This window comes from Sinorhizobium psoraleae, assembly GCF_013283645.1.
Classification (GTDB): Bacteria; Pseudomonadota; Alphaproteobacteria; order Rhizobiales; family Rhizobiaceae; genus Sinorhizobium; species Sinorhizobium psoraleae.
Map to the genome: position 1 here is coordinate 658,940 of NZ_JABEKV010000002.1, position 24,900 is coordinate 683,839.

Genomic DNA, 24,900 nt, shown 5'->3' on the forward strand with positions numbered 1-24,900 from the left:
ATGCGGTTAGGGTCGGGCGTCACGCGCTCCTCACAACGTCCATGAGCCGTGAGTAGTCCGTGACTACGTCATACTTCACCTTGTCAGTCGTCATCGAGTTTCCGATTTTTTCGAAGAACCGCCGGGCGCACTCAATCTTTGTGCTCTCGAACTCGCGCAGCTTCAGGGATGACAAGGTGCCCTTCGTCTCGGCGACGAAGTATATGTGCCGAACCGAACCTTCCTTGAACGAGATGGCCCAGTCCGGATTGTAGTCACCTACAGGAGTCGGGATCGCAAAGCCTCTCGGAAGCTTCGCGTAGACGACGATCTCGTTGCTGGTGTCCAACTGCTCGACGAACTTGCGCTCGGTGTCTGAATCGAGAAACGCATAGTCGTAGACGTGCTTCTTCAACTTCTCGCTCGCCCTGGAGAAGTCCTGAACGGTCTGGCTGGCCGTGAAGATGTCGGACTCATAGCGCTCGGCAACAGCATCGTAGGTCAGGCGCTCGATGACCATCGTCGCCTTCTGCTCGATAATCAGGCGGGACGCTTCGCTGATAAAGTGTTCCGGGTTCTGCTTGAACTGGCCGAACACACTCGACTGGATCCCAGACAGGATCTCCGCGATGGTCTGCCGGGTGAGTTGGGTCGCTTCTGCGAGCTTTGCCAGCAAGTCGTACTTGACGAGCGAGACAACCGTTTCGGCCTGGTACGTCTCCTGCTCGTTTTCGCGGAAGCTCTTGCCATCCCCGACCGCGTCATAGGTCAGGCCGTCTCGTTGGATGCCTGCGGTGACCGTATATTGCAGCGGTGTCACCCGAAGATGGCTGTCCAGCGCGCTGATGCTCTTGCGGATTAGTTCCGCCGGCTCGAACTCGACCTTGTAGACTGCCTTCTGGTTGATCCGGCTCCAGAGCTCCTGAAATTCCTTCCGGTGGAAGTTGTCATTCAGCGGGTTGTGCTTCGAGCGGCGGTCGTCCTGCATCTTTGGCAACTGCCGTTCATTGAAGACGCCGTCAATCAGTTCCACGATCTGGTCGGTGTAGGACTTCAAATCTTCCGGTAGCTCAGCCAGCGTCCCGTTCTCACGGGCGCTCTGATACTTTTCAGTGATGTTCTTCTGCCGGTCAACATAGCCGTTTTGCACGAGATAGAACTCGATGCCCGCTGCCATGTCGGACGATACCTCGATCGGCGCGCCATCCGCCTGAATGAGCTTACCCTTGAAATACTCCTCGTTCGCCTGCCGCGGTCGGGCAGTCAGCGCTTCGACCATTTCCTTCTGAAGCGCATCCACAAAATTCCTGTAGCTCTCGCTGGCGACCACCGTCAGCACGTTGATGTCGTGAACAGTGACCGGATTGTCCATGCGATCGCCGTTCTGGTCCACGCTCAAACGCAGACCACGACCGACCTCCTGGCGCCGCGAGATTTGGTTCTCGCTGTGCTTCAACATGCACATCACGAAGACGTTCGGATTGTCCCAGCCCTCACGCAGCGCGGAGTGGGAGAAGATGAACCGGGTCGGCTCTGCAAACGATAGCAGCCTCTCCTTGTCCTTCAGAATGAGGTCATAGGCGTCCGGATCCTCTGATTGCCCCTTATTGTCCCCCGTCTTGACGACATCGGGGTCCTTGAGGCGGTTGGTTTTCTTGTCGATCGAGAAATAGCCATTGTGGGTCTTCGCGGGGTCGATGCCGGCCAGGAATTTGCGATGGGCCTCGTTGTCGATTGCAAGCTCCGACAGATATTCGCCCTTGAGAAGCGCATACTCTTCCTCGAAAACACGGGCATACTCGCCCCGCTCGTCGGGTTGCGTATAGTCGCGATACTTCGCCACCTCATCGATGAAGAACAAGGACAGCACCTTGATGCCACGGGAATGGAGCTGCTTCTCCTTTTCGAGATGCGCCTTGATCGTCTCCCGGATCTGAATGCGGCGAATGTCGTGTTCCGAGACGTCGCCGTTAGGTTCACCCGCCTTGAGGACGACACCGTTCGTGAATTCAACGGTCTCGCTCACGGCATCGATCTGGCTGACGGTAAAGCCGCGATACTGATCAAGCTCACCCGACAGCGTAAAGAGGTCGTCCTTGAACTCCACACGGCGAAGCTGGCGCTTGATCTCCCCCGAAGTCAGCTTCACCTCCAGCTCGATCCGGGCAACGGGAGCTTTTTTCGAGATCTCGATGCCTTCGAGATAGAGGTAGGCATTGGTGCCTGCGAGGCCGCGTGCCTGGATACCGCGTACAGCGATCTTCTTCACCAGCTTCTGGTTATAGGCGTCGAGCGCGTCGAGGCGGTGGATGCGGTTGTGCTGCGTCTTGTGCGTGGCTGAGTATCGCAGGATCATCAGCGGCTTGAACTTCGGCAGGGCTTCGGTGGTCGCCGCGCCCTCCATCTTCTGAGGCTCGTCGAGGATCAGGATCGGACGGTTCGACGCGATGACGTCGATCGGCTTTCTCGACTGAAAGTCATCCAGCTCGTCGTAGATGCGGCGGTTATCAGCTCCGCGCGCGTTGAACGCCTGGATGTTGATGATCATCACATTGATGCCGGCGTCGGACGAGAAACTCTCCAGTTCATGCAGGCGCTTCGAGTTGTAGATGAAGAACCGCACCTTCTTGCCATAGCCTTCGGTGAAATGCTCGGCGGTAATCTGTAGCGATTTGGCCACGCCCTCACGGATGGCAATCGAGGGCACCATGATGATGAACTTCGACCAGCCATAGCGCTTGTTCATCTCGAAGATGGTCTTGATATAGCAGTAGGTCTTGCCCGTGCCGGTCTCCATCTCGACGTCGAGATGCACGCGGGTCGCCGCAACCGCATCCCTCTTATAGGTAGCGGCAACGGCCACGCGTTCGCCACGGGTATTGAACGTGGTGAATTCGGTCAGAGACTGCGATAGCGGCAGGTTCTGGCGCCGCTGCACCATTCGGATGTTTTCAAGAATCTGCGCCTCGCTGATCGAGAAGTCGGCGTTTTTGAACCCCTCCTCGAAAGCACTTGTCTGCGCCTTGCGGCCGGGATCGATCCGGTAGCTCAAGGCATCGGATTTGACCTGGCCTTCGAAGCAATCGACGACCGCCTCAACGGCATTAGTCTGGTATGGCTGAACCTTGAATTTGAGCTTCATGAGACGTCAGCTTTCTTAAATTTCTTTCGTAGCTCTCGTAGAGCTTTCGTAGGATGTTCGCGCTTCATTCCACAAGACGCCACTCGGGAGCCGCAGTGGAACCAAAATTGCGAATTCGCCCCTTCCTCCGTAAGGCACTCAAAAGATTGCCGATTTTGTGTGTCTTCTGCGTTTCGTTCAGCACATCGCTCAGCTTTTTCCTCAGAAGGTCATCCAGCTCCTTACGTGAAGCGTGTCCGAACTCTCGTAAATATCCGACAACCATCTCTTCATAATGATAATCGTCGAACGCTCGCGACTTGATGTATTGGGCTTTTTGCGAGGTCGCATCTGCGACCCGGGCTGATATGAAGAAGTTGGGTTTGCGTCCCTCGATCAAGCGCGCCTGCTTGAGATGCCGCACGGCGTCATCGGTAATCGGCAAATGCTTCTGAACCCGGTCCAGTGCTAAAACGTCGGCTAGCGGCAGTCCGGTCTGATGCATCAACAATTGGCTATAAGCCTCATCGACAACCCGGCCGTGGATGGTCAGGCGAACAACCTCAGGCTCTGTCAGATCATAATCAGGCAGAGGCAGGAAACGCTCACGCTGACGGCGATAGATATCCTGAATGCCATAGCCCATGTGATCGATCATATTCAGTTCGGTCATGGCATTGATCAGAAAGGGGTTGCGATACCGACGAGGCACCCGATCTCCCAAAACATAGTCATCCGGCTGCCCTTCAAAGAAAGTCCCTTCATTCTCCAGGATAAGCCGATCCAGCCGTTCCGTAACAACAATTCTGGCCGACCGAGCGTAATCCTGATGGGCTATGCAGTTATGGAGCGCTTCGAGGACCACCCGCTGATCGTACTTTGCCACCTCATGCGGAAGCAGCTCATTTTGCGGCAGCAGGCGCAGTTGGATGTTGCGAATACGGCTGAAGATCTGTGACGTGGCCAGCAGGAAAGGCGGCCCAAAGTGCTCATAGGCACGCTCTTCTCCTTCAAGCTTCCAGGTGATTTCGACCGGATGCGGACTGAGCCTCCAGGCCGATTCCGGTTTGCCAAGCAACAGTAGTGCGGCACGAGTGATCGCGCCATTCTGTGTCAGCTTGGCTCGATCCAGGAAGCTTTCATCGCTCCAGCCAGCGATGTCCTCAGCGTTGAAACGGTTGGCATGTTTGGCAGCGAAACGTTCGCGCGCAACCCTCAGCGCCTGCGGTTCAAGGTCGGCGAGGCCGGCACCCTCGACAAGCTGCGCCGTCCAATCCGTTGCAAGTGTCTGTGCGCGTATCTCGTCCAGTTTATCGTGACCGAGGGCAACAAGGCTCTCACCTGCCCGACCGTAATAGTGGCCGTTCCAGTTGATCGGCATACCGCGGGGCGCCGCCGGGATCTCAAACAGAACCACCCTGCCGTTTGGATGGTTCAGCACATGAATATCCCGAACCGTAAAACTGCCCGTACCATCGAGGATCGACTTCTTGTCAGCCTGAAGATGGATATGATTTTCCTTGTAGGAGGTACCAACAACGTCCCGCGTCTTGTCCTCGACGCCGAACACCAGCCAGGCGCGCTCACGGCCTCGGAGATTAGCCTCATTCGCCAAGGCCGAAACATATTTGCCGAGTTCGCTGCTCGAAAAGCCATCTTTCCCGCGCTTGAACTCGACCGCCTCGCTCTCCCAGTTGGAGATGAGTTGGGTCAACAGGGCAGAAAGCGTGGCTTGATCCATGGCGCGACCTCAGATCGACTTGACGTCAGTGGTCGGGGAAAGCTGGCGGAAAATCTGCTCGACATTGATCTTCACGGCGTCGGAAACGAAGCCGTTGTCTCGGAAGACGGCTCGGAGCGGTTGGCGCTTCGCCAGTTCCTTCACCAGATCCTCGGTGATGCCCTTGTCGAAGCAGGCAACAAGAGCATTGTCGTCTACGAAGAACACTGTCTTGCTCTGCACCGTCTCGCGGCGGATCGGCAGCGTCAGGTCCACGCCCCAATCAACCAACACCTGGAACAGCAGATCGTCGGCTGTACGGCCTTCCTTGAAGTTGTCGACCGTGTCCAGCAGGTCACCCTGCTTCAGCTCGTCGGGACGATAATAGACGTCCTTCATATTCGAGGTAGCAACCTTGAGCACACGGAAGCCGACGTCGCGGTTCCATTCAGGATGACACGCGCCTTCGAGGACTTTTTTGCCAGCGCGGCGAATACGTTCACGAGACATCTCAGCTATATTCGCAAAGTTGTCTGCGAGATCATTTTGTCGCCTCACGGGTTCCGGCCATTGAACCTGGATGTACTTGAACCCCGCATTCTTCTCGGCATTACACTCAAGAACGGCGTGAGCAAAACTTGAGGAGCCCGCGAAGAAATCCATCACGATCCCGCCGCTCCCGAATGTCTCTAGTAGTCGCCTCATGAGTCGAACCGGCTTCGGCGTGTCGAAAGGCGAAGCGCCATCGAATAACGCCTTCATTTCAAGCGTAGCCTCTTTATTGTGCCCTGCGCTTTCATAGTCCCACCAGGTATGCGGGGTAGTGGTGGCATCTTTCTCGTTCAAGTATGACTTCAACATTGGGCGGGCCGTTCCATCCATTCCCCACCAGATTCGCCCATCACTTTCCCAAGCGTTGAATTGCGCCTCATTGCAGCGCCAATAGCGATTGGGCGGGGGATTAAACTGTTGTCCGTTTTTTCGAATGGTGAACAGGCCGGCTTGGTATGGCTTGCTAGCAGACAAATCCTGTGCTCGCCAAAGACCTCTGGGGTCCCCGTCCGGATTGCGATAAGCTTGAAGTTGCTCTTCGGTCAGCGCCCATTTTTGAATTTTCGCATCGGCCGCATTTTTTGAGTAGACGTGGATAAAATCATGCATGTCTGAAACATGCCGAGCGGTAACGTTGGCTACATACCGCTTCTGCCAAACGAGGGTAGCAACAAAGTTTTTTTCTCCAAAAACTTCATCCATAACTTTTTTCAAGTTGGCGGATTCGCCGTCATCGATAGAAACACAAATGAAGCCATCCTCCGAAAGAAGGTTCTTGGCGACGCGCAGGCGGGCGTAGATCATAGAAAGCCAGTCAGAATGAAACCGGCCGTTGGACTCCAAATTGACAACCATCCGATTACCGGCAGAATCCAACTGCATTGACCTACCAAGAAAATCCTGCACGCCCTCAGAGAAGTCATCCTCATATACAAAGTCGTTTCCGGTATTATACGGAGGATCAATATAGATGAGGCGAATTTCTCCCAAGAACGAATCCTGAATTAATTTCATAGCCTCAAGATTGTCTCCTTCAATGAAGATATTTCTGGTCGAATCAAACTCGACGCTCTCCTCAGGTTCGGGACGCAGAGTCTGTGCTATCGGAGCATTAGCTGCGACAAGCGCTTCCCGCTTGCCGGGCCAATCCAATCTATACCGCTCCTGGGCCCCCTCCACGATGCTGTCGCTCAATTCCTGGCGAAGCTGATCGAAGTCCACGGCCATACGCAGTTTGCCGGTCACTTCGTCTCGCGCCTCGCTCACGCAGCCGGGAAACAGGTCGCGGATCCTGGCGATGTTCTCTTGGGTCAGATCCGGGCTGTGCATCTTCAGCTTATCCATTCTCGTCCTCTTATTCTTGAACCGGCGCGGTTGCCGCACTTGCGCTCACCAGCCGCTCCAGCTCCTGCTTGGCGGCACGCAGCTCTGCATTGATGGCGACACGTTTATTGAATTGTTTCTCGCGGGCCAAGCGCGTCTTGATCCGGTCGATCTCGCGTGTCTTCACCTTAACCGCCTCGGCATGCGCAATCCTGGCTTCGAGCGGCACTGGTTCGGCCGAGGGGGCCTGGCCAAAGGGGGATTGCGGATCTTCTGCGAAACCAGACCCCGAATGTGACAACAGCCTAGCCGCCTGTTGCTCGACCAGTGGCCTGAGGAGCAACTCGTAGAGTGCGCCCATGTTCAGCGCCACCGGTAGCGGCATCCGCTGCGCATCCTCCGGCTGCCATGGCCCCTCGAAATAGTCACCAAGGACCCATTTCGAGCTATCCGCCTCGCTCGGCCGCTTATAGGCCACCGCGAGCTTCACCCTGCCGTTGTGGACCAGCTCGAACAGCAAGGGGAAGGGAATGGCGCGATCAATGGCGCGCAGGGCGTCCATATCGAGGCTGCCCTCCCTTTGGGCAATCCGGAAGACCTGGATTTCGGTCACGGACTTCGACGCTGGCAGGTTGATAGTCTCCGGTGCCAGCTTATGAGCCCAGACGATCTGATCGACCTCGCGCACGAACAGGTCCTTGAGCGCAGTGCTGGCGCCTGCGTGCTCATAGATCTTGTTCTTGGGGATCACCCGCCCGAAGGCGGTTGCCCGCGGCCAGTCATATAGCATCAGCCCTCTGCCTCCTCGACCCGCAGAAAGGCAATCAGCTCGAAATCATCCAGGCCCTGGATCGTGTGCGTCAACGCGGTCGTTCGCCCGCCACTGAACAGGCTGTCGATATCCTTCTCTTCCTTTACCTCGATCATCGATCGAATGGCCTGGCTCAGCAGGTCGGAGTAGGGCCCCATCCGGCGACCGTCTTCCGTCCGCTCGTTGAACAGCCGGCAGACATCCGGAATTGGCTCGGAACGGCCCTTACAGCTTGTGCGAATCAGGTCGAGCAGCCGCTTGACCTCCGTATGGTCGGAGACGATCTCGCCGTCGTCATCGATATAGACCAGGTAGAAGGGATGCAGACGGTTCTGCTGGTTAACGTTGACGCTGTCATGAATGTTCTTGAGCACGAAGATCATGCCTGGTCGCAGTCCCAGTTCTGGTGCTGCCGGCACGACGGCATGCATACCATAAGGCATGCTTTCGAGGTCGCCATGGTCCTTGACGTAGTTCAGGAGATCCATCCTAAAGTCGTTGAGGCCAAGATCGGTGATCGAGATGCCGGCCTTGACGTCCTCCAACTCGATGACCTCATCCTGCAACCGCTTCAGTTGCTCCTTGCGGTAGGCGATGTCGCTCGACTTCGCGGTCAAGACGTTGTCGTCGCCTGTCGCGGTCACGTCGGCGATCACCATCCGGTTTTCGACGCGCTCTTTGAGATTGATGTATTCGTCGAGCGTGATGTCAGGCCAGTAGTTGACGAGCTGGATCTGGTCGTTGGGTGACCCGATACGGTCAATACGGCCGAACCGCTGGATGATGCGGACCGGGTTCCAGTGGATGTCATAGTTCACCAGGAAGTCGCAGTCCTGCAGGTTCTGGCCTTCGGATATGCAATCCGTTCCAATCAGGATGTCCAGCTCCGCCGTCTCATGCGGCAGCACGACGGCCTTCTCTTTCGAGCGCGGCGAGAAGAGCGTCAAGACGCTCTGAAAATCATAGGATTTCGTGAGTGTGGTTTTCGGTGAGCCGGAGCCGGTCACCTCCCCCACTTGGAGCCCGAGCTCTTGCGCAACGGGCGCCAGGTTCGCGAACAGGTAGTTGGCCGTGTCGGCGAAGGCGGTGAACACGATGACCTTCCGGTTACCCGGATTAAGGGGCTCCGCGACCTTCTCCTTCAGAAGCGCGATGAGGTGCTGCAGCTTGGCGTCATCCGCAGCCGTCACCTTGTCCATCGAAGCAATCAGTGCATCGATCAATGACCTATCGGCCGCGAGATCATGTTTCCAGGAGGGAAGATCCATGTCGGCGAGGCTGATCTGAACCTTCTTGCCAACGGTGAACTCATCGAGCCCTGCCAGGTCTTCATCCTCTGGATCAAAATCACTGATGTCCTCGAGATGATCGCTGATACTGCCGCTACGCCCCGTCCGCTCATATTCCGCGATGGCGTCGAGTGCCCGCGTGATGTTGCCGCCAAGCGCTCGCAGGGTGAGGCGGAAGGCTTCCACAGAGCTTTCCAGGCGCTTCAGCAGATTAGTGGTCATCAGGGCCTGCAGGCTTCGCTCACGGTCTGCCTGCCGCAGCTTGCCGCGGCCGCCCTCCACCTGCGTGTCATAGATCGCCTCGTACTTCGCGAGACGGCTCGACAGGATGTAGCTGATCGGCGCATAGACCGCGAGCTTCAAGAGGGAGAGTTGGCCGAAGATCTCGTTCAGGCCCATCACATCCGGTCGCTGTGTGATCGGGCAATGGAACGAGAGAGGTTTCCGACGCTGGGGAAAATTGCCGATGTCCTTGGTGTCGTAGAAGGTCTCGATGTGCTTGCGCGACCTGGCGATGGTGACCGCGTCGAGAAGCTCAAAGAAATCGAAGTCCAGCGTGCGCAGAATCGACGCCGCGGTTCGTTCATTGGGTGGCAGGGCGGACCATTCGTTGAACGCCTTCTGGGCTCGGCGAAAGATCTCTTCCACGCTGGTCTGTGACTTCAAGCTCTTGCTGAGCGCATCTGACTGGCCCTCGTAGGCAAGCGCGAGCTGGTTGCGCAGATCGTTGAAGCGGTTGTTGACCGGCGTTGCGGACAGCATCAGCACCTTGGTCTTGACCCCGGCGCGGATGACCTTGTTCATAAGCTTCTGGTACCGCGTCTCCCGATCCTTGTAGACGTCGTTGTTCCGGAAGTTATGGGACTCGTCGATCACCACGAGGTCATAGTTGCCCCAGTTCACCCTGTTCAACGGTATGCCGAAGGACTCGCCCGACGTGCGCGACAGATCCGTGTGGCAGAGGACGTCATAGTTGAAGCGGTCGTTGGCGAAGATGTTCGTGGTGAGATTGGTGTTGTAATTCCGCCAGTTGTCCGCCAGCTTCTTCGGGCAGAGAACCAACACGGACTTGTTGCGAAGCTCGTAGTATTTGACCACAGCGAGCGCGGTGAAGGTTTTACCCAAACCGACAGAGTCGGCCAGGATGCAGCCGTTGTAGGTTTCGAGCTTGTTGATGATCCCCGTTGCCGCGTCTCGCTGGTAGTTGAACAGCTTGTTCCAGACAATGCTGTCTCGATAGCCGGTCAAATCATTCGGCAGAACGTCCTCATCGATATCCTCCAAAAATTCCCGAAAGATGTTGTACAGCATCAGGAAGTAGACCCGCTCAGGGGCATTTTCCTGGTAGACGGACTCGATGTGGTCGCAGACAGCGTCCGTCACATCCCTCAGTTTATCCGCGTCGTTCCAGATTTGGTTGAAGAGCTGGAGATAAAGGCCGGCATGCGCCGGCTCATCCATCCGGGTCACGAAATTGGAAACGGCGTTGCCCTTCTGATAGCCAAGATCCACGGCGGTAAAGCCGCTGATCGGCTGATAGGCGACGGCAGCGCCTCCGACCTCTACATGCGCAAAGGGCTGCATGGCTGCCTGTGTGGCGTTGGACTTGAAGCGCGCCTTCTTACGGATCCATTCCGCACATTCGCGAGCAACGGCGCGCTGTGTGAGCTTGTTGCGAAGCTTGATCTCGAATTCGGTGCCATAAAGGCTGCTTTCCCGACCAGCCTTAGGAATGAAGAACTCGCGTTTTTCTTTCCGTAGTTTGTCGGTCGCTTCCGTGGGTACAAACGTCGGAGAGGTAAAGATGAACTGAAGACTCTCAACCTTCGCCAGCTCGGACTTCAGGGCCTCATATGCATAGATCGAGAAGCACGACGCCGCGATCTTCACGCGCGAGCCACGGCCGAGGGTTTCCCTCAGATCATCGCCAAGAAGTTGAGAGGTATTGTCGATGATTTTCATTAGCTAAGCATGCCTTGCGTGTGAACGGGTCACCCGTCGAACGAGAAAAATCATATAAACCGATATGCCTTGAGTAGAGCCGCCAGACAAGCACTGTGCAACAGGATTGCGATCCGACCTGACGTGGGCACGGAAATTATTTCCGCTATGACGCGGAGACTTACAGACTCGGCTCCTTGCGGATCAGGCCTGTGTCGCCTTTCTTGCCGTTGTGGGACTCGATGGTCGCCTTAAGCGTTCCAACCCTGCGAACCTATCAGAGCCCGAACGCCGCAACAATCTGCGCCTTGATCGCCGCTGCATCGAAACCCCCGACCTCTGTGGTTGCTAACAATCCAACCTCAGCTTCACCTTCCGCGATCGGCACGACGCCAGCGTTCCGGTACCACTTTTCCTTCGCCTTCCAACGCCGAACATAGTCCGGATGATCCATCATCCCGAGGTGTTCGATCAAAATCCGCCGGCCCGTCTCAGCGTCGTCGACCGTGAAGTCCGGATACCGCACCGAACCATCTGGGCCAGTGAAAGGTTGCTCGTAGCCGTAGGGAAGCCCCAAACCATGGAGCAGGTCGGCAATGATGACCTCGGATTTTGACCGCACAAGTTCGCCGCGCGTTGTGCGATGAATGAGACCTTCTTCCAGGAAGGAACCGCTATAGGCAACAAGCTTCGGCTCACGGAACAGGTTCGTGAACCGCCGCGCCGTCTCAGAACGATCGGCACCTGACAGCCTTACCAAATCACGCAGTTCGCCCTGATGGAATAGGACCACCTCGCGCTGCTGCCGCGTCAATGCTGTATAGAGCAACTCGCGCGAGAGCGGCCGACAGGGATTTGGGATGATTACGAACGTTGTGCCGAATTCGCTCCCTTGAGATTTATGAATTGTCAGCGCGTAGGCAAGTTCCAGGCGTTCGTCGCCATCCTCGCCAAAATCCGATCCGCTAAATCCGAACTTGAAGCCGAGCTGGGTCGAGAACTCGACCTCCAGTTTCCAAGGCAGCCTCTTCGGCTTCCAGCTCTTGCCTTTGTACTGGCCGATGACGAGACCGATTTCACCGTTCGCGAGATATGCCCTCTCCATATCCGGATAGACGTCACGGCGACGGCCATTCGAGAGGTTGATGACCTTATCGCCGTAGAGGATTGCCTGACTTCCCATTGGTTTGGCGATCTTGCGATACCAGTGCGGCTCTGCTTCAGCCCATTCTCGAACCGAAACACGAAACAGCCGCTTGATCCAGCGGTTGAGACCGTCAACCCCGGTTTCTCCTGCGCGCATCGGTACGAGGATTTGCCATGCCTCAACGCCGGCTCCGCCTCCTTGGCGTCGTCCATCTGCGCCTTCGCGCGAAGGGTTGAAATAGCCACGACCGTTATACTCCGAACCACCAAGGCTGATCTCGAAGGCCGTCTCGTCGGTTACCGAGGCGTCCATGTCGGAACGGATATAAGCAGTAAGCTCCTGTAGCAGCTTGGTTTGCAGATCAGCGTCACCGTCCCAAGTTATGGCGCGGATGCCTCTCGCTGAACCAGTTGCCAACCGATCCCACACCTCGTCCGCCCCCGCGTCAGGAGCTTCGCCACTGAACCAGCGTGAGAGAAGCACGTCGTCTCGGGGAGTTTCAGGATCGTCCGAGCTTCCGGTCTGACGGCGCACTACTGTAAGTTCGGCTAGGCCGCGTGGCTGCATCGCGTCCTGCTCTCTGAGAAGGCGGATCGCATCCACGAACGGTCGCCCCGCTCCGATCGGGGGAAGTTGGCGAGGATCGCCTACAAGGATGAGCCGCTGGACACTTGTCGGATCAAGGGCATCAAGTGTGGCTGCGAGTTGGTCTTCCGTGAGCATCGAGGCTTCGTCGATGACGACCGTGGCAAAGCCATTCTCGCGATCCGGAGAGTTCGTTACGAGGTACGCGCCGGTCTGCCCGTCGTAGCGATTGAAGCCGAGCAGAAACTGCGCCAACGTGAATGCCTTCACGTCCCCGGCCTTTTTCTGCATTTGAACCCGCGCCTTGCCTGTTGGAGCCAGCAGCAGCACACCACCTTTGCGAACCTGTTCGAGCGACAACAGCGCAAGCAAAAGCGTTGTTTTGCCGGTGCCCGCGGGGCCAATCAGAACAGAGGCACGGGAGCGGAAGAGTTCCTCTAGTGCCGCCGCCTTTTCCTTGCGCGCCATCTCTTCTGCAGGGTCGCCTTCCTTGGCAGGCCCACCCAGAGCCTTGTCAATAAGGTCTTCCCAATCATAGTCCCCAGGGTGTCGTGTCCCCCCCAGGCGTCGCTTGAGTCGAGTACCGATCAACGCGCGCGTGGCTGCATAGCGGCTGATTTGCCAAGCGGGTGCCCCGTTTGCGGTTTCCACTCGCGCGAGCTGGAGGGTGAGATTATCATCGAAGGCGGCAATCCAATCCCCGGTGATTGCACAAGGCGGCGAGACCACTGCACTCCGAACCCTTTCCACCAGCCAATCCTGCGGGAGCATCGTGTGACCATGCTCGACAGCGGCTGCTTCGAGTGTTTGGATCATGAGCGCCCGACCTCTGCGCGGATCAATTGCTTCCGGACAGACGGACGGTTCTGGAATGGGGATGGCTGCAAGCACATGCGGGTCGGGAAACAACCCTCTGTCGACGACGGACAGGGGGATACTGTCGATGCGTCCGCGGTCGGCCTCAAAGCAGAGGTAGGGATTGGCAAGGATTGTGGCGTCTTCGAGCTCAATCCCGGCTTTGGCGCGCTCTTCTCGAACCCACCACCTCTGCGTCTGGTCGGCGGTTAGCTCGAAACGGGCGAGTAGCTTGAGAAGGTCACGACGTTCAGGCTGCAAGCTGTCCCATAGCTTCGCAGCGACAGGGCCGACTGAGCCAGCGAGGTCCGGTGGCAGGCGCTTTGGATCGTGAAGCACGGACTCCACTACAGGCCAGGGATCACGAACATCCTGTCCGCCATCGGCGTGCAGCAGATTGCCGACAGCGTGCGCGAGCAGAGTGCCATTCGAGAGTCCCAGAGCACCAAGGGCAGATCCAAGACCGGGATATGCGCCGCGCAACCGCCAGAGCCGGTTGAGCTCCGCATCGATCCAGCGGCGCGCTGCGCCCCAGTCACCAGGAAGCAATGTCTCATAGCGCCCTACGACTATGGCTGCGGCCAACAGCACGGCTACAGCTTGGTCATGGCTGACGTGTTCGGAGCCCATCGAGAATGCGTCGAAACTTTCGCTTGGCGCATGCAGCACAAACGGTTGAATATCGAAACCCGGATCGCTTTCAGCATGCTCCAACAGCTCTCGATAGGGCAACAGGAAGCCATCGCTGATTTCCGGCTCGATGGAGTGGCCGATGTTGCGCTCCCACACCATCGAGCGCAGGGCATTACTTGTCGCGCCCTCATAGTTATATTCAGTAGCGTCGCCAACGCTCCTCACCCGACCGATCCCGACGATGACGCGCCGCGGATCTTCGGTAAGAGGCGTCTTCTTGGCGTAGAAGAAAACCAGCGACTCCTTCGGCTCGATCGCACCAAAGAACGTGTCCAACATAACGAGCTGATTGCGACGTTCTTGAACCCAAATACTCTCGAAGCCGAGCTCCGGTTCCAACTCCGGCCGGAAACCAAGGGCCAGCCGGGTGGCGATTTCCGGCAAGCCATCATCACCCTTCATCATCCAGGCGAAGGGGACAGCCGACGCCGATCGTGGCGCGTGTACGTATCTTGTTTTGCGAAAATGGGTGTAAAGCGAATGGTGCTCATAAGGGTGGGGAAACCGGCGCTCATATGCAAAATCAGCCATGAACGCTCCACGCTCTGCAGCGCAGGCGGGCAGACGGACACCCTCCGTATCGAAGAGTTCTGCCCGAACGGAAGTCTCCCAAGCATCGTCACGAGTGTCACCGATGCGCGGAAGCGCTACGCAATGGGTGTTCTTCAACGGATTCACGCAAACGCGACCGGACCAACCAGAATCATGCCACGGCACACGAATTGAGATGTGTTGTGTCGGTAGCTTGCGCGCACCCTCTATCATTAAATTCTCCCCACTTTGCTACAACATCGTGTCAATACCCTGCCTCCCAGCTCAGGGCGGGTATTACTTCTCGATCAACAGTAGTCCTTGCTATCCGCATAATCGACCACGCCAGGAGGCGTCCACTGGCGGGGCTCTTCGGCTGCGCCGAACTGGCTCGGCAGACCTATGTCCGGCCCCGCCCCAAAAGGAAACGACAGGCCGTAGGAGATGGCAAAGCGAATAAACTCATCGGCGCTGCCTTTCGGCACGATGAAGTCCTTGGGCCGGGGAACCTCCACCAGCTTGTATGGCGGGACTCCCGCGCTGTGGTGTTTGAAGGCCGTGTAGGTGGACTCGATCGACCCCTTGTACCATTCGGACTTCGAGCCGCCCCCGCCGATGAAAACGATCAGCGGGCGCATACGGGAAGTCGATAGCCGGCCGATGAACTTCCTTTCATAGTCGGCGCTCTGGAAGGCGTCTTCCTGCCAGTTCCGGCCGTCTTTCCGCCGGGCGGTCATGACGACGTACGCGACGAGTTTGTGGATTCGCAAAACGAGTTCCGCGAGAGTCGATTGCGAACATGCTCTCAGGAGCTTCTCCAGCCTCACCGCATCGATTTCACCTGGCCCTCCTTGCGCGAGCGAAGCTCCAATCGCTGAGACGCCAAGGGGCTCGACCTTGCCGGAATAGAAATTGATGCGGCGCTCCCCCCGGAAGTTCAGATAGTTGAACGCGACGCCATCAACCGTGCCGCCGCCAACGTCGAAATATACATAGATGCCCGGCACGGCTTCACGGGACATGACGAACGACTGCACCGCCGCAGCAATTTCCGGCACCGCATGGAAGTCCGTGACTTCGGCCGCAAGGCGCGGCTGGGTGAGCCGGTACGAAGGCAGCGCCTGCTGGAGCGTTTTCGGCACCAGATCGTCCTTTACCCACAGCCAGGCAACGCCAAGCACCTCTTCAAACGTCGCAAGCGCTTGTGAATCGTAGTGCTCGACAGGCACTCCCACATTCGCGGACCAGTCCGCAACGCGGTTCTTCAGCCTGTCGGCCTCATGGACGGCAAGCCATTGCTGGCTGCGCTGGATCACCGACGCAAGAAACCAAGCCGCAAGCGCCCTGACGGATTCGGCCTTGTTCAGGCCGATCCCCCCGAACTCGGGCAGGCGCTCGCCGATTGGCCCGCCCGCAAGGCGCATCTTCAGGTAAGGAACGATAACGGCGGCTTGCTTGCTGGAAACGCTGTCGCCAAGAAACAGCCGCCCATCGGAACCGATTGCAACAATCGAGGGCACAAGCGCTTCCTTGCCGCCCTTGCCGGCCGCGACAGTTCCCGATACCTCACTGCCGAGGTCGCGAAAGCAGACTTTCGTGAAGCTCGTGCCAAAATCGATGCCGAGATTGATGGCTAGCGGTCTTGCCTTGGGCGTGCTCCGTGGCGGAGCGTCATTCGATGCGACCGCCGCCCGCTTGCCTTGTGTCTTGACGGTTGCCGGCGCTTTGCCCGTAGGGGCTCTTGCCCGGCTTGCGGGCGCCTTCTCCGCAACGACAGGCGCGGCCTGCGCAAGATCGGGGGACTCCGTAATGCTGGGCCGTTCGTCGTCTGATTCGGAAGAGGATGGCGGAACTTCCGCCCTGCCAAACACACGCTCGTGAAGCGATCTAAGCCTGTTACGCCAGCTTGCCATGTCAGACAACCCTCACAACGCCCGCCGCAAGCGGGATCATGGTCGGATCGACCTGTTGGCGCCGTGAAACGCGATCGAGCTTGATCTTCAACTGCTCCTCCTCTTTCCTTATGAGGCCTTCCGTCATCGCAACGGGGCGCAGATTCCCTTCCGCGCGAAACCGGGCGACGCGGGCCTTCAGGCCTTCGATGCGGCGGGTCGCGAGCTTTTCGGCGCTGGTTCGCTGCTGATCGCAGCGCACCGTATTCTCCGCCTCAAAATCGGAAAGGCGCTCCGAAAATGCGTCCCCCAGCGCTTCTTCGCATCCTACGGCAGCCTCGCAGATGATCTCGATGTCCGGGAGCACGTTGACCGCGTTCGGCAGCTTCTCGCCCGCGCGCGAGGCAACGGTAATCAGCGCTTCGGCCTCCGAGGCCCCCAGCGTGCGGTCGCTTCCGAGCGGCTTCACCCTGAAGGCAAGCGACTGATCGGATTTCAGGCCGTTAAACGACCAGCGGTGGGCGCTGAATACATAGTCGCCTGGAGGGACACCGGCATCCTGCGCCGGGACTTTTATCGCGGTGACGCGATGGAGCTGACTTTGGTCGTCCTCGTAGCTGAAGCGTATCCATTGTATGAGGGGATGGCTTGGCTCGATGAACTCTGCTTCGGCGGAAACCTCGTCGGCGCGGCGCGGGTCGAAAATGCAAAGGATCGGCCTGCCGCTTCGATGAAGCTGCGTTCTCGTCGATGGCCGTGCCTCCGATATGAAGTAACCCAGCGAGCGCCGCGCTTCCTCCGAGAGAGTAATGCGCAGGGCATATTCCGCGCCCGCGACAGCGTCGAACTTGGTGCCGGGAAAATTGCGCGCGAAGAAGTCCTCCACGAGAGACTGGAGCTCGCTTGCGCTCAGCCACCGGCCCTTTTCACGGCTGTCGCTGATATGGTCGAGGATGTAGTCGGAAAACCCGACAAGGTTGACCGCCTCTTCCTCCAGGCGCTGCTGCTCCCTCTGCGTGTTGCAGATTGCAAGTTCCTCCTCGACGGATTTTCGCTCGCGCTCCTCGTCCGTCAGGGTCGGATCGAGCAGGTTGACGAGCAACTGCTCCGTCACTTCCCCGAGAATGTCTTCGAGATCGCCGATGCTCTCGCGGAACACGTTGATGCGATCGTACAGCCTTATCAGGATGCGGTCTTCGATCGTGTTCTCGACCACCATGTTGATGATCGAGATGCGTTCCGCTTTCTGCCCCAATCGGTCGAGACGGCCGATCCGCTGTTCCACCCGCATGGGGTTCCAGGGAAGATCGTAGTTCACGATAAAGCGGCAGAATTGAAGGTCGATACCCTCGCTTCCGACTTCGGAAGAGAGCAGGACTGACGGCCCGTCGGGTCGGGCGAAGGCGCGGATCAGATCGTCTTTCTCTTTGCCCATGTCCCCCATGATCAGCGCCGCATTGATCCCGTCAGCCTTCAGACGGCGGGCGAGGTATTTCAGGGTGCCGCGATAGAAGGCGAAGATGACGAACTTCTCGCGCGGATTCCGTTTCAGCTCATTCGCAAGAAACTGCTGGAGCGCCCGATATTTTTCATCGCCCTTTTCCAGCGCGCCCAGCTCGTGCTTGAGGCCGATGTCGGGCGGTGCGACATCAACCGCATCGTCGCCATCTTTGTTGCCCTGCGGCTCCGAACGGAGCTGCGGCGAAATCCCGAAGTCTTCCCACAAAAGCTCTTCGATGAGGCCCTTGTCGCCCCAGCTTTCGAGCGCGCCGACGATCGAACTGGCCATCTGCCTCTGCCGCGCGATAAGCGAGAATAGCGACACGCCGGTTTTGCCCGTCGCTTCATCGCGCAGGCGACTGGTCACATGGTCGTAGAGCTGCTTTTCGTCCGCGCTGAACCTGACGCTAAGAACCTGGGGCGCCCGCTCGACGCGCCGCTCCAGAACTTCGCGCTTCCTGCTTCGGGTCATGTATTGGGAAAGAAGCGAGCGCGATTCCAGAAGCCGGAGAATCTCCACGCGCCGTTCGGCATCGGTGGCGTCATCGCGAAGATGTTCCTTGATGCGCGCAAGGACGGCGTCATTCTTGAAATAGTCGGACTTCTCCGCCTCCGAAATCGCCTTCAGCGCCGCCGGAATATCGGCGGGCTGCTGCCATAACGCCCTTTGCGCGCGCACGATGCAGGAATTCGCCGAAAGCATTTCCCCAAACAGGTATGAATCGTAGAACTGATCGGGATCGATCAGGCGCAGAAGCTGATAAAGATTGTCGCTGCCGATCTGGATCGGCGTTGCGGTCAGCAGCACAAGGTGATGCGATGCCTCTCTTAGAAGCTGGGCAAGCCTATTGTTGGCGGTCGAAGGATTCCTGAGATAGTGGGCCTCGTCGATAACGACATGGTCGAAGAGGGCGAACTCGTCGCTGGCCGTGTTCTGGTAGAGAATGCGGGCAAATTCCGCCCTGACGCCGCCGATGTTCTCATCCGCGTAATTCGCGGGAGGACGCAGTCCCTCCAGGCTGGTGATGTAGACGAACGACTCCGCGCTCCTGTAGCTGGCGATGTCCTTGACCCGCTCATAAAGGGTGCTCGCGGAAACGATTTCGCCGGTTATGTTGAAACGATTGCGCAGATCCTCGCGCCACTTCTCGCGCAGCATGGCGGGACAGATGATCAGCAGCCGCCTGGCTTGATGACGGGCCTGAATTTCTTTCCAGATATACGTTGCTTCGATCGTTTTCCCGAGACCGACTTCGTCGGCGATCAGCATCCGGCCGATCGGGGATTCGATAAATCGCATGACCGGCTTGAACTGGTGCGGATAGAAGTCTGTGTTGCTGGCTTCCATCGAATAGAAGACGTTGGTCAATTCGCCTTTGATCTTCTCAAAGGTCAAAACCCGCCGGAGGTCGCTGGGGCCGCCGAATGAACCGCCCTCAAGCAGATCAAAAATCTGCACCTCCTCTGCGATGGGCTCCAGCAGCTCGTAGCGCTTGTATTGCTTTTCGTTGGGGCCGAAATCGATTTCGACCAGCAGGAAAGTGCCTGCCTTCTTGACCCTTCCGGTCGTCGTTCCCTGTCTGCCCGGATTCTCGCGGAGCCGAACGCGCGTCCCGCTTATTTCCGGGTTCCAGCCGGCCGGCTCTTCTTCCTGTATTGCGCCCGTCATAGTGCCCCTCGCACAGTATTTCACGAACAACTCAAGTAACTACAATATCCATGTGGTCATTTCCACATTTTTACTTTCTATATTTCAACTTCTCCTTATAAGCCCCCCGCCATGCCGAGATGTTAGCCCGCGATGTCAAGCGAAGCTGTTCCGATCGATCCGCCGTTCGCGACGAACAAACTATCAGCCGAACACAAGCTCCGGCACAACCGCCTCCCAAACATCTCGGTGAAGGTGCACCCGGAACTCTTCCTGATTGTCGGCCTTGCGCCAGCGCACGATGGCGCCGACCTCGCCGCGGAGGAAGTTGAGTCCTTCGGGAGGTGACCAGCTTTTGGCCATGCGTCCGAGAGCTTGTCCCCGAGCATCCTGCATTATCCAAGTGGGGCCATCGCGCACGATCTGAAGTGGATCTCCTGCCTTTGCCGCCGAGATTGCGACAAGCGAGGGATGATCCGGCTTGAGACGCCCGGCCCACGACAGGTCTACGGTCTTGAGGTTAGGCACTTGGTATAGCGCAGCCGGAAAATCGGCGGCATTAGAGACGGTGGACGCGGCGCGGCGCAGCAGATGCTCTTCGCCGTGTGGGACGAACGGATGCTGTCCTTCGGCAATGATGGAAAGGCTACGTCGCGCTCTGGTCATGGCAACATAGAAAAGGCGGCGCGGCGCATCGGGATCCTCGCCCTTAGAAGGCTTGTCCCAGCCACCGTTCAGGATGACGACGTTGTCGAATTCCAAGCCTTTCGATCGATGCGCCGTCAGAAGAAGCAGTGCGCGCTGATCGCTGCGCGCATCATGGGCCCACTCAGCGAACCACTCGACGAGGTCAGGTACGGGCATGGTCTTGTTCGCAAGCTCCTTGGCCAGCGCGGCGATGCCTTCGCCGATCAGATCCGTCCAGCGATTGGACTGTATCGCATTCAGCACGCCCACCAGATCACGCACGCCCAGCAGACGTGTCGAATCGCGGCGCAGGACATCGATAAACTGCTGCATCTCACGCAAACGCCAGATGCTTGGCAGGCTCTCATTTGCCATCTCCACCGGAATGCCAAGCTTTTCGGCATAGGCGCGCACCGGGGCCAACCGCCGCCAGTCGCGAGCTATGACCGCCGCGCGCGACCAGCTCCACTCCGGATCGAGGCGTGATAGTCGGACGAGTTCATCAACCGCGGTCATCGCCTGCGCCACATCGCCGGGCGGGCAGTCCAACACCTGCACCCTCCCATGGGCTACCGGATCGAGCGCCGCCATATCTCCTCCGGGCGGAGCCTTGATGCGTTTGCGATCTATGGCAATGTCATGGCCGGCTTTCATGCGGGCCACGGCTGGCGCTATGACTGCGTTGGCGGCGGTAATGATATGCCCAGTCGAGCGGTAGTTCTCGACAAGAAACATCGGTCGTGCGCTATAGTCGGCCTCGAACTGGCGGATGAAGCGGATGGACGCCCCAGCGAAAGCGTAGATATTCTGATCATCGTCGCCTACCGCAAACAGGCTGAGCCGAAGCTCCTTATCGTCCAGCGAGCGGCCTGCGACGGCCGAGATCAAAGCATATTCCTCGGGGCCAATGTCCTGATACTCGTCTACCAGGATCCAGCGGTAGCCTTGAATCAGCGTATCACGTTGTGCCTCTGCCTCCGGTTTGCTCAGTCCTTCCCCGTTCAACTGGCGCACTGCCTCCAGAACGATCCCGTCGAAGTCGTGGGACGTCTCGCTTGCAGTTCCGGCAAAGCTCGCGCCCACCAGTCGCATCGCAAGTGCGTGACAAGTGGATATGGTCACCGCAGCCGCATCATCGCCGATCAAATGCCGCAGCCGGATGCGTATCTCGGCAGCGGCATGACGGTTGTAGGTCAGCACGAGGATGCCGCGCGGGTCCTCACGGCGGACACGGATTATGTAGGCGATGCGATGCACCAGAACGCGCGTCTTGCCCGAGCCCGGTCCTGCAAGAACCAGGACGCTTGTTTGTTCGCGGTCGTCAGCGACAATCTCCTGCTGGACTGGATTCTTCAGCGCCTCTACGATCGTCTTCCAAGAGCTGCCAGTAGTCTGACGCCGGATCTCACCACCCTTGCCGGGCATCCAGCGGCGCAGAAAGGCGTCGCGCTCCAGCACAAAGTAATCCTCGGACAGCCGCAGCGCCTGCTCCATCGCGGCAAGGCCCTTTTCTGCATAGGCCGCCATCACATGGGTCTGAATGGTCTGCTCCGTGTAGTGATCCTCCAAGGGTGTGAAATCCTTTACGGTGAACTGGCCGCCCGAAGGGTTCAAATGAACCGTCATCGCCTGCCGGAAAATAGTCAGTCCCTTGCCGAGGGTCACAACCTCCTGCTCGTGCAGCCACAGGAGTGCGCGCTCCATCAGTTTTGTCATGTCCTGAATGCCGCTGCCGCGCAGCAGCGCGTCTCCTGTCAGGGTGGCGAGCAGGTCACCTATCGTGGTCTCGACCTGGATGTCCTTGCCGCGGCTACCCTTCGGCAACTTGCCCAGAAGGTGCCCTAGCAATCGTTCTGCCCCCTGCTGCCGCAGGATTGCTGTCTGTTCCAACGCCTGCCAAGACCGTTGCAGCGTGACCATCAACGTGTTGCGCGAAGCCTTGCGCAGCCGCAGATTTCCCTTACCACCATCCTGATCGCGCCCGTCGCGGCCCATGCTACGCAAGAGCTTCTCCACGATGTCGGGCCGCACTGCGCTGTGCCCCTGATTGCGGAGCGCCTGGCAGGTTTCAGCCAGATGCAAGGGAACGTCTGCTGCGCCTTCCGCATCTGGGGCGGCCTCCCGCATCAGGGCAATCAGCGCCGTTTCAAGTCGCGCGGCCTGCGTCAGGCGCTGCTGCGAATGACCGTCCACCGCAACATGGACAAATATCGTGACCACGACGTCGTTGCGGGCGATCCCGAGCGCCTCGAGATCGGCCAGCGCCTTGTTCAGCATACCCCCTGTCAATCCGCTGATCCCGGCCAGCTCGTCGGTGGAAATGCCCTGATCGGGCGGCGCGTTCATCAAGTGGCGCGTGATATCCAGAAGCTGCTTGCGACGGGTGCCGGTGATCGCGGCTCTGGCCAGAATCGCCTCGGCTTCCTCCAGGTTGCGGATCCTGAGCGATGAGGGGAAGACCTGAACCTTGTTCTCTTCGCGGCTCAGCAGCGTGGCCTCCTCCAGCCATGACACCGCGGTCTTCACCCTGGTGTCGTCGGTGTTAGTGTCGCGCTCGAATTCCTGATCGCGTTCAGCTCGCACGACTTCGCCCGACGTAGCGACCACGGTGCCGGTCTTTTTCGTCCGCTCGTCAAGACGCCGCAGGGCCTTGAGGATCGCGCCGATTTCGTGCCGGGCTAAGCGCGAGCGAGCCGAAAGCGAGAACTGGCGCTCGACGTCCTCTTCGCCAAAGAGCAGCACGCAGTCGGCATGGGCACGGTCACGGCCCGCTCGCCCCGCTTCCTGCAGATAGTTCTCCAGTGATCCGGGAATGTCGCCATGGACCACCAATCGGATATCGGGCTTGTCGATCCCCATGCCGAAGGCGTTGGTCGCAGCAATAATTCGCAGATCTCCGATGCGAAATCGTTCCTGAATGTCACGCTTCTCCTCGGACGTCAGCCCGGCGTGGAACCGTTCCGCGGACAGACCCTGCTGCTTGAGGAACTCGGCCACTCGCTGTGTCTCGCTGCGGGTGGCGCAATAAACCACGGCACCCGAAGCGCCCTCCTGTGGTAGCTTGGTCTCGATCACATCGAGGATGTCCGCCAGCTTGGTGCCGCGCTGCGTCGGCCGGACCTCGAAGCTGAGATTGGTGCGCACTGCGCCACCGTCCAGCAGCAAAAGTTCGCGTCCAATCCGTGACTTGAAATGCTCTCGGATGTCCCGCACCACTTCTGGCTTGGCGGTGGCGGTTAGGCAGAGCACCTGGGCAGGCGCTTCATCGCCCGAAGATTCCTTGATGAAGCGGCTGACATAGCGGTAATCAGGCCGGAAATCGTGTCCCCATTTCGACACACAATGCGCTTCGTCCAGCACCCAGAGCCCGATCTCACGCTGTGCCAGAACCGATCGAACCGAGTTGCTGCGCAATTGCTCGGGTGAGATCAGGAGCATTGCGGCCTCTCCCATGCGGACACGATCCAGCGCATCCTGCCGCTCGGGCATCGAAAGCATTCCATTGACGGTCACGGCAGAGGATATCCCTGCCCGCGCCATACCCTGCACCTGATCAGCCATCAACGCGACCAGCGGCGAGATCACCACTGTCAGCGCTCCGGTCTTGTCGAACTTCGACAGGGCGGGAATCTGATAACAGACCGATTTGCCGGTGCCGGTCGGCAGAATGCCGAGGGCGCTCGACCCGCGCATCGTCTCATCGACGATCCGCTCCTGTAGGGGGCGGCCCATATCATCCACGGGCTCCGCGCGGAAGGCATCGAACCCGAACCAGCGTGACAGCGCGCGCACCGGGTCGTTCTTCTCGCTACACCAGGCGCAATACGGGCTTTTGCAATTAGCGTCGCGTAGGTGCCGCACGATCAGTGCAGCCTCGCGGAACTGCGCCCGTACCCAGGGCGGCATGACGGAATCCCCGCCCGCAACCAGGATCCAGGACAAAGCATAGGCCATCGGCCAACCGAGCTGAGGATTAGAAAGGCGGTTCAGCGTCTGCTCGAGCCGCATCCCGCAGGCGCGCCTCGCCAGAAGCCGGGAAATCGCTTCTTGTGCCGCGAGAGGATCGGGCGCGGGAGCTCCGCGAACCTCCCGAAACACCGCGTCGAACCCGCCTGGGTTCTCCATCCTCGTAGCAAGGAAATGAAAGGCCGCAACGGCATCGGGCTGGTCGGCGTTCTGCTGCCTCAAAGCCGCCAGTTGATTGCGCATTACCTGAAACACCAGTCGCGCATCCAGTTCGGGATCGTTGACATGGCCCGCTTGCAGGCGCCCGTCATGGTAGTGTTTGACCAGGTGGTGGTAGGGATTGCGCGGAAATGCGAGGGGATTGAGCCATAGAGTGTCTATCGGTGATCGAAGAACATTCGCCAACCCGGGCCGCACCGCGAACAGATGAGGCAAGTCATGCCGAAGTATGTTGTGGCCGAGCAGGTGCACGCCCTCGGTTGCTTCTGCTTCCAGGCGGTCGAGGGCCATCACGAGATCGCGTTTTTTTGCCAGGATCGAGAGACGAGCATCATCGCTCACTGCCGCAAAAGCGAAGATGCTAGCAGTTGCAGGATCAACTTCCAGGTCGATCGAAACGCAACGCTGCAGGAAGTGTTGGAGAGGCTCAGCCATTTGCAA

The 24,900-nt window shown here is 58.5% G+C and carries 9 protein-coding genes; all 9 read right to left on the reverse strand.

Features of this window, described 5'->3' with window-relative positions; all coding sequences use genetic code 11:
* Window positions 1–19 precede the first annotated feature (19 nt).
* Window positions 20–3,121 carry a type III restriction-modification system endonuclease gene (locus ILFOPFJJ_RS11970; protein WP_173510766.1) on the reverse strand — a complete coding sequence of 1,034 codons (3,102 nt, stop codon included), beginning with the start codon at window positions 3,119–3,121 and terminating at the stop codon, window positions 20–22.
* A 64-nt stretch (window positions 3,122–3,185) separates the two neighbouring features.
* A complete protein-coding gene (locus tag ILFOPFJJ_RS11975) occupies window positions 3,186–4,841 on the reverse strand; it encodes an RNA-binding domain-containing protein (RefSeq protein WP_173510767.1) in 1,656 nt (551 codons plus the stop codon).
* 9 nt (window positions 4,842–4,850) lie between these two features.
* Window positions 4,851–6,716 carry a site-specific DNA-methyltransferase gene (locus ILFOPFJJ_RS11980; protein WP_173510768.1) on the reverse strand — a complete coding sequence of 622 codons (1,866 nt, stop codon included), beginning with the start codon at window positions 6,714–6,716 and terminating at the stop codon, window positions 4,851–4,853.
* Window positions 6,717–6,726: 10 nt separating this feature from the next.
* Window positions 6,727–7,485 carry a DUF4391 domain-containing protein gene (locus ILFOPFJJ_RS11985; protein WP_173510769.1) on the reverse strand — a complete coding sequence of 253 codons (759 nt, stop codon included), beginning with the start codon at window positions 7,483–7,485 and terminating at the stop codon, window positions 6,727–6,729.
* Window positions 7,485–10,757: a helicase-related protein gene (locus tag ILFOPFJJ_RS11990; RefSeq protein WP_173510770.1), complete on the reverse strand. Its 3,273-nt coding sequence runs from the start codon at window positions 10,755–10,757 to the stop codon at window positions 7,485–7,487. The genes ILFOPFJJ_RS11985 and ILFOPFJJ_RS11990 overlap by 1 nt, the downstream gene beginning before the upstream one ends.
* A gap of 256 nt (window positions 10,758–11,013) precedes the next feature.
* Window positions 11,014–14,547 (reverse strand): ATP-dependent DNA helicase, encoded by a 3,534-nt coding sequence (locus ILFOPFJJ_RS11995; RefSeq protein WP_173510771.1) that lies wholly within the window; start codon window positions 14,545–14,547, stop codon window positions 11,014–11,016.
* A 308-nt stretch (window positions 14,548–14,855) separates the two neighbouring features.
* On the reverse strand, window positions 14,856–16,460 hold the full coding sequence (locus tag ILFOPFJJ_RS12000) for an Hsp70 family protein (RefSeq protein WP_173510772.1): 1,605 nt from the start codon (window positions 16,458–16,460) through the stop codon (window positions 14,856–14,858).
* A gap of 1 nt (window position 16,461) precedes the next feature.
* Window positions 16,462–19,608 (reverse strand): SNF2-related protein, encoded by a 3,147-nt coding sequence (locus tag ILFOPFJJ_RS12005; protein ID WP_173510773.1) that lies wholly within the window; start codon window positions 19,606–19,608, stop codon window positions 16,462–16,464.
* 183 nt (window positions 19,609–19,791) lie between these two features.
* A complete protein-coding gene (locus tag ILFOPFJJ_RS12010) occupies window positions 19,792–24,894 on the reverse strand; it encodes a RecQ family ATP-dependent DNA helicase (RefSeq protein ID WP_173510774.1) in 5,103 nt (1,700 codons plus the stop codon).
* Between the last annotated feature and the right edge of the window lie 6 nt (window positions 24,895–24,900).

Excerpts from the sequence above, each read along its gene's own strand:
- ILFOPFJJ_RS11970 (WP_173510766.1), bottom strand. The coding sequence starts at position 3,121 with ATGAAGCTCAAATTCAAGGTTCAGCCATACCAGACTAATGCCGTTGAG.
- ILFOPFJJ_RS11975 (WP_173510767.1), bottom strand. The coding sequence starts at position 4,841 with ATGGATCAAGCCACGCTTTCTGCCCTGTTGACCCAACTCATCTCCAAC.
- ILFOPFJJ_RS11980 (WP_173510768.1), bottom strand. The coding sequence starts at position 6,716 with ATGGATAAGCTGAAGATGCACAGCCCGGATCTGACCCAAGAGAACATC.
- ILFOPFJJ_RS11985 (WP_173510769.1), bottom strand. The coding sequence starts at position 7,485 with ATGCTATATGACTGGCCGCGGGCAACCGCCTTCGGGCGGGTGATCCCC.
- ILFOPFJJ_RS11990 (WP_173510770.1), bottom strand. The coding sequence starts at position 10,757 with ATGAAAATCATCGACAATACCTCTCAACTTCTTGGCGATGATCTGAGG.
- ILFOPFJJ_RS11995 (WP_173510771.1), bottom strand. The coding sequence starts at position 14,547 with ATGGCTGATTTTGCATATGAGCGCCGGTTTCCCCACCCTTATGAGCAC.
- ILFOPFJJ_RS12000 (WP_173510772.1), bottom strand. The coding sequence starts at position 16,460 with ATGGCAAGCTGGCGTAACAGGCTTAGATCGCTTCACGAGCGTGTGTTT.
- ILFOPFJJ_RS12005 (WP_173510773.1), bottom strand. The coding sequence starts at position 19,608 with ATGACGGGCGCAATACAGGAAGAAGAGCCGGCCGGCTGGAACCCGGAA.
- ILFOPFJJ_RS12010 (WP_173510774.1), bottom strand. The coding sequence starts at position 24,894 with ATGGCTGAGCCTCTCCAACACTTCCTGCAGCGTTGCGTTTCGATCGAC.